This window comes from Ruegeria sp. BA12 (assembly GCF_056539625.1).
The window spans coordinates 1-4,325 of sequence record NZ_JBQFVF010000023.1 but is presented as its reverse complement, the minus strand read 5'-3'; the positions used below and the strand labels follow the sequence as shown (position 1 = coordinate 4,325).

Below are 4,325 nucleotides of genomic sequence, written 5' to 3'. Positions count from 1 at the left end.
ATGACTTTTCAGATTTATCCCACGCTTGAGATCCCCGAGACACTGGCTGCTGGTCCGGGGCCGGGCAATACCGATGCTCGTGTTTTGCAGGCCTTCGCCAATGCCGGGGTTGCGGATCACATGCAGGGCGACGTTTTGCGTGGGATGGTCGAATGCAAGCACATGCTGCGCAATATCTGGGGAACCGATAACACCTATACCTTTGCTGTGGCCGGTACCGGCTGGAGCGCATTGGACACAATGTTCTCCGCCGTGATGCCCGGTGATAAAGTCGTGGCCTTCTCCAATGGCACCTTTTCCGGCATTGACGCGCTGACCCTACGCATCAAGGCGGCCACGCCCGAGGAGCATGCCGCCAGCCCGCTTGATCCACAGGCCGCCAGCGTAACGGTCGTTGATGTTCCGCACGGACAGCCGGTCACTGGTGAACTGGTTGAAGCCGCGCTGGAACAGCACAAGCCAAAATGGGCCTTTATGGCGCATTGGGAAACGGGTTCGGGTCGCGTCAATGATCTGCGTGGCTTCTCGGACGCATGCGAGCGTCATGGGGTGATGGGCCTGGTCGATGCGGTCTCATCCCTCGGCGTCGATGACTTTTCGATCGATGACTATCCGGGGATCGCCGGTTGGGCCTCCTGCCCGCAGAAGGGCCTGTGCTGCCTGCCGCTGACCTATGCGCCGGTCAGCTTTACAGATGCCTTTATTGAATCCCTCAGAGCGACGGGTGCCTACAGTTATGTCCACAATCCTCTATTCGAGGCGCGTCACTGGGGTATTGTCGACGGTCAGGACGTCGAAAAGGGGACCTATCACAGAACCCATTCCGGATACGCAGTCGCCGCGTTCCATGAGTCCCTGCGTCTGACACTTCAGGAAGGTCTGGCCAGACGGTCGGCATCCTACAAGACCCATGAACGCGTGCTGCGCGATGCTGTTACGGCCATGGGATGCGAGGTGACTTCGGACATGCCCAGCCTGGTCGTGCTGAATCTGCCGCCGGAACTGGCCGGGCGAGAGATGGAGCTGGTGCAGAACTGTCGGGCAAGGGGTTTTGGGATCTGGCCGACGCTCAGCGCGCCGGTTCAGGTACGCATCGGCATCCTCAATCAGCTCAACCGCCAGGCCGTCAGCCGGATCGTCCGCCTGTTTGCCGAAGCCATGAGGGAACTGGGCGGCAATGTCGATTTCGAAGAGATCGAGGCATTGCTCGAAAGCCGTTACGGCACATCGATCGCTGCTTGAACGCACTGCATGAACGGGAGGAATGCAGATGGATATCCATGAATACCAGGCGAAAGAGGTTCTTTCGAATTTTGGCGTCGCCGTACCGTCAGGTGCCTTGGCCTATAGCCCGGAACAGGCGGCCTATCGCGCCCGCGAACTGGGCGGAGACAAGTGGATTGTCAAAGCCCAGGTCCATGCGGGTGGCCGCGGCAAAGCGGGTGGCGTCAAACTGTGTAACAGTGAAAACGAGATCCACGAGGCCTGTGACGAGATGTTCGGCCGCAAGTTGGTGACCCATCAGACCGGACCGGAAGGTAAAGGCATCTATCGTGTCTATGTCGAGTCCGCTGTGCCGATTGATCGCGAGATCTATCTTGGTTTTGTTCTGGACCGCTCCAGCCAGCGGGTCATGATCGTAGCCTCCTCCGAAGGCGGGATGGAGATCGAGGAGATCTCGGCGGAACGCCCGGACAGCATCGTGCGCTCAATCGTGGAACCCGCAGTTGGACTGCAGGAGTTCCAGGCCCGCGAGATAGCCTTCAATCTGGGCCTTGAGGCTCGTCTGGTTCAGCAAATGGTACGGACGTTGCAGGGCTGCTATGCCGCCTTCAGCGATCTGGACGCCACGATGGTTGAAATCAATCCACTGGTTATCACTGGCGACGACCGTGTGCTGGCATTGGACGCAAAGATGAGCTTTGACGACAACGCTCTGTTCCGTCATCCGCAGATCGCTGAACTTCGGGATAAAAGCCAGGAAGATCCCCGTGAAAGCCGCGCGGCGGACCGTGGCCTGTCTTATGTGGGCTTGGACGGCAATATCGGCTGCATCGTGAACGGCGCTGGTCTGGCCATGGCCACGATGGACACGATCAAACTGGCCGGGGGCGAGCCCGCGAACTTCCTCGATATCGGTGGTGGTGCCTCACCCGAGCGCGTGGCCAAGGCCTTTCGACTGGTTCTGTCCGACAAGAACGTTCAGGCGGTTTTGGTCAATATCTTTGCTGGTATTAACCGCTGCGACTGGGTCGCCGAGGGCGTTGTGCAGGCGCTGCGTGAGTTGGATATCGACATCCCGGTCATCGTGCGACTTGCCGGTACGAATGTCGAAGAAGGTCAAAAGATTCTCGCCAAATCCGGCCTGCCGATCATCCGCGCCACCACTTTGATGGAAGCCGCTGAACGGGCGGTGGGCGCATGGCAGAACGATCTGTCCCAAAACACCAAGATGAGGGCCGTGTAATGAGCATTCTTCTCGACCGCGACACCCGCGTAATCGTTCAGGGCATCACTGGACGCATGGCGCGCTTTCACACAAAGGATATGCTGGCCTACGGCACCAATGTTGTCGGCGGAGTTGTTCCTGGCAAGGGTGGTGAAACCGTTGAAGGTGTACCGGTGTTTGACACCGTGAAACAGGCCGTTGAGGCAACCGGAGCGGATGCCAGTCTGGTCTTTGTTCCGCCTCCGTTTGCTGCAGACTCCATCATGGAAGCTGCTGATGCGGGCATTCGCTACTGTGTCTGCATCACCGACGGTATCCCGGCGCAGGACATGATCCGCGTAAAGCGTTACATGTACCGTTATCCCAAGGACAGGCGCATGGTGCTGACCGGACCGAACTGCGCCGGTACAATCAGCCCCGGTAAGGCTCTGCTGGGTATCATGCCGGGCCATATCTACCTGCCTGGCAATGTCGGCATCATTGGTCGCTCGGGCACACTGGGGTACGAGGCGGCAGCACAGCTCAAAGAACGTGGCATTGGCGTTTCGACCAGCGTCGGTATCGGTGGCGATCCGATCAACGGGTCCTCGTTCAAAGATATCCTGCAACGGTTTGAAGAGGACGAGGATACCCACATCATTGCGATGATCGGCGAAATCGGCGGTCCGCAGGAAGCTGAAGCCGCGGAATACATCCGCAATCACATTACAAAACCGGTCATTGCCTATGTTGCCGGATTGACCGCCCCCAAAGGTCGAACCATGGGGCACGCCGGTGCGATCATCTCGGCTTTTGGCGAAAGCGCCAGCGAAAAGGTTGAAATCCTGTCCGCTGCTGGTGTGACCGTGGCCGAAAACCCCGCCGTGATTGGTGAGACAATCGCACGAGTGATGGAGGCTGCGTGATGGTTAAACCTTCGGTCTTAGTCACCCGTCGCTGGCCTGCCGCCGTCGAGGCGCAACTGGCCGAAAACTACAACGCCGTGCTGAATACCGGGGACAAGCCAATGTCCCCGGCAGACATCCGGCGGGCGTTGAAAACCTATGATGCTGTCCTACCCACGGTCACCGACACGCTCAGCGCCGAGGCATTGGATGTGCCTGGCGCGCAGACCAAGATCATTGCCAATTATGGGGTCGGCTATAGCCATATCTGCGAACCTTCGGCGCGTGAGCTAGGCATGACGGTAACAAATACACCGGATGTCCTGTCCGAGTGTACGGCCGATCTGGCCATGACGTTGCTGCTGATGGTTGCGCGCCGGGCAGGTGAGGGCGAACGCGAATTGCGCTCCGGCAAGTGGACCGGCTGGCGGCCGACGCATCTTGTGGGCACAAAGGTCAGCGGCAAGACGCTGGGCATCATCGGTTATGGCCGGATCGGCCAGGAAATGGCTCGCCGTGCCCATCACGGGTTCGGTATGAACGTCCTCGTCTATAACCGCAGCGAGGTGGCCGCGGACGTATTGGGCCAGTGCGACGCAACACAGGTGGACACGATCGATGATCTCTTGCCCCAGAGCGATTTTGTGTCACTGCACTGCCCCGGCGGCTCCGCGAACCGGCACCTGATCAACTCGCGCCGACTGAGCCTGATGAAGCCTGACGCATTCCTGATCAACACTGCGCGCGGCGAGGTGATTGATGAATGGGCTCTGATTCAGGCGCTGATGTTCGACATGATTGGTGGCGCAGCTTTGGATGTGTTCGACGGCGAGCCCCGCATCAGCCCGGATCTGCTGCAATGTGACAACCTCGTGATGCTGCCGCATCTGGGCAGCGCAACGCGCGAGGCCCGCGAAGCGATGGGCTTCCGCGTTCTCGATAATCTGAGTGACTTTTTCCAAGGCCGTGAACCACGTGACCGGGTGATCTGA

4 protein-coding genes are annotated in these 4,325 nt (G+C 59.2%); all 4 read left to right on the top strand.

From position 1 onward, the window contains the following. The 4 genes from ACR0B0_RS20795 to ACR0B0_RS20780 are packed head-to-tail and all read left to right on the top strand — an operon-like array spanning position 1 to position 4,325. Positions 1-1,242: a pyridoxal-phosphate-dependent aminotransferase family protein gene (locus ACR0B0_RS20795; protein ID WP_480649412.1), complete on the top strand. Its 1,242-nt coding sequence runs from the start codon at positions 1-3 to the stop codon at positions 1,240-1,242. Between the two features lie 28 nt (positions 1,243-1,270). Beyond that, entirely contained in the window at positions 1,271-2,467 is a 1,197-nt protein-coding gene (locus tag ACR0B0_RS20790; RefSeq protein ID WP_170352142.1) for a malate--CoA ligase subunit beta, read from the top strand. Then, positions 2,467-3,354 (top strand): succinate--CoA ligase subunit alpha, encoded by an 888-nt coding sequence (sucD, locus tag ACR0B0_RS20785; protein WP_170379917.1) that lies wholly within the window; start codon positions 2,467-2,469, stop codon positions 3,352-3,354. Before ACR0B0_RS20790 ends, sucD begins: the two co-directional genes overlap by 1 nt. Beyond that, positions 3,354-4,325 (top strand): 2-hydroxyacid dehydrogenase, encoded by a 972-nt coding sequence (locus ACR0B0_RS20780; RefSeq protein WP_480649410.1) that lies wholly within the window; start codon positions 3,354-3,356, stop codon positions 4,323-4,325. Before sucD ends, ACR0B0_RS20780 begins: the two co-directional genes overlap by 1 nt.

Excerpts from the sequence above, each read along its gene's own strand:
- ACR0B0_RS20795 (WP_480649412.1), top strand. The coding sequence starts at position 1 with ATGACTTTTCAGATTTATCCCACGCTTGAGATCCCCGAGACACTGGCT.
- ACR0B0_RS20790 (WP_170352142.1), top strand. The coding sequence starts at position 1,271 with ATGGATATCCATGAATACCAGGCGAAAGAGGTTCTTTCGAATTTTGGC.
- sucD (WP_170379917.1), top strand. The coding sequence starts at position 2,467 with ATGAGCATTCTTCTCGACCGCGACACCCGCGTAATCGTTCAGGGCATC.
- ACR0B0_RS20780 (WP_480649410.1), top strand. The coding sequence starts at position 3,354 with ATGGTTAAACCTTCGGTCTTAGTCACCCGTCGCTGGCCTGCCGCCGTC.